Source organism: Rhizobium sp. SEMIA 4085, assembly GCF_013004495.1.
Taxonomy (GTDB): Bacteria; Pseudomonadota; Alphaproteobacteria; order Rhizobiales; family Rhizobiaceae; genus Rhizobium; species Rhizobium gallicum.
This window is the reverse complement of sequence record NZ_JABEPH010000599.1, coordinates 1-2,143: the sequence shown is the minus strand read 5'-3', so window position 1 is coordinate 2,143 and position 2,143 is coordinate 1. Positions and strand designations below refer to the sequence as shown.

The following is a 2,143-nucleotide window of genomic DNA, read 5'->3' as shown; positions in this document are numbered from 1 at the left end:
ACCTTCACCTGGTAACCTCTGTCTTTCCGGCCGCCTCCAGGTCCCGATTATACCCGTCTCGAAACGACGGTGCTGCTCTCCACGCAACGCCGCGACCGGGAACGTGCGCGGCGCCTGCCCGACGTCCAGATCGAGTCGACGATCTCCGTGACGGAATTTACCCGCGCATTGCATATCGAGGATCTCGGCGGTTTCGAGCAGACGGAAGGACTTTTCCAGGCGATCCTGACGACCTGCGAGTATGTAGGACTGATCTACAAAAGTCAGTTCAACCGGCTGCGGCCAAACCAGTTCGAGCCCATGCTGCGGCCGTTGCTGGCCGTGCCCGTCCACGAATCCTATCCCAGCAACCACTCGTTCCAGTGCTTTTCGATCGCCTTCGCATTCTCGACGATCCTGCCGGAACATCCGGCCACCGACGAGCTAGCCCGCATCGCCCAGAACGTCGCCGAAAACCGTGAATGGGCTGGCCTCCACTATCCCAGCGACACGCAGGCGGGTCGAGATCTCGCCCGACGCTTCGCTCCCTACCTCCACGACGCATTCGGTCCTCTATTCCAGGCCGTACACGACGAATGGGTCTGAATTCGCCAGCTGCACAACAGGGATCATGAACATGACGGATCAATCACAAATGCCCGAGCCCGCGCCGATCAACTACTATTATCTCTGGCACCTGACTGCGCTTGGTGTGGTCGACGCGGAATACGGATCGGCTCCGCCTGCTCCACCCGCGCTCGATGGGAGCGCCGCACGCGCGCTCCCCGATCCCCTCATCACCGGCACGGTCTGGGATGCCATCGCTTCCGCCGGCCCGTTGCGACCCGCGCGCGTCGCGCTGATCGATGTCGGCGTATCTCCGGACCATCCCAATCTGGCAACCCGGCTTGACCGGGAAGCGTCGATCGATTTGACGACCCATCGTTACGGCGCGCGCGCGCTCGAAATACTCGATACGACTACGTCGTTTGACCGCGAGGAAAGGCATGCCTTCTTTGCCGGGCTCGACATCGCTCCGCTCGGCAATATCGGCCTTTCGAATGACGACCGGGACTATCTCAGTGACCTGGTTGCCGAATACGCCACGTCGGAGGGTGTTCTTCGGCGGCTCTACAATCCGGAATCGCTTTTTGCATCGCATGGTACGTGCTGCGCAGGTCTGATTGTCGGCGAACCCGCCGTTGTGGCGGAAGAAGGCACAGCAAGCGCTCCGCCGGAGGGAGCCTTCTACGGCAATGGTGACGAGTTGCGTACGAGCGGTAATCGCAATGTCATCCCCTATTTCGGCGTTGACCCTTTTTCAAGGATCATCTCTATCAGGACGTCCTTCGAAGACGATGTCAGGCAGTTCATCGCTGCCTTTCTTTATGCCTATCATCAAAAGGCGGACGTGATCGTCTTGCCGCGTGGTCTGCCGGACCCAAAACGCAGCGTCGTTGATCCGAAGAATGAGCTGAAGGCCGACTTGGAACTATGGAAAAACCAGGATGCCGCCAATCTCTTCACGCGCATCGCCTTCGCCGACCAGGGTGGGCCTGAACTGGAGCCGAAGGCTGCGCAGAAAGGCTCCAATCCGGATCGCCCGTGGCATATCCTCAAACAGCTCATCGTCGCCATCAGCCGGCACGTTCCGATCGTCTGCGCCGCGGGAAACAGTGGCGAGAGCCAGTTGATCTATCCGGCAAGTCTTGCCGACGACGACAACGGCATCATCGCCGTCGGGGCCGTTACCGTCGAAGGTTTCCGTTCGGGCTACAGCAATTACGGCGAAGGATTGACGGTTGTCTCCCCCTCCGACGACGGTGAGGTCTTGAACCGGCATCAGTTGCGTCTCGACCGGCTTTCTCCTTTTGCCGCACAACACGACTACGGTGCTTTTCGAATGCAGGAATACTGCTATTCGCACTTCTCGCTGCTGACGACGGACCTGCCGGGGATTTTCGGCTATGATCGCGGCTCCGATCCATGGTCGGCGGTCGTGCCGTTCGGAACCAATCCCGGCATTGGCGGAGGATATTACACCACCTTCGGGGGCACCTCGGGCGCGTCGGCGCAGGTGGGGGGACTCTGCGCTCTGGTGCAGCGGGGCCAAAAGGGCCGCCGCAAACCCGCGGACGGCCTCTCGGGGCCCAAGGGCAAGTCC

At 60.8% G+C, this 2,143-nt stretch carries 1 protein-coding gene and 1 pseudogene; both read left to right on the top strand.

Annotation, left to right across the window (positions count from 1 at the left end; genetic code table 11):
- Positions 1 to 30 precede the first annotated feature (30 nt).
- Positions 31 to 585: pseudogene (locus C9413_RS31485) on the top strand (phosphatase PAP2 family protein); the annotation flags it as partial.
- 31 nt (positions 586 to 616) lie between these two features.
- On the top strand, positions 617 to 2,143 hold a 1,527-nt coding region (locus C9413_RS31480), incomplete at its 3' end, for a S8 family serine peptidase (protein ID WP_170251447.1).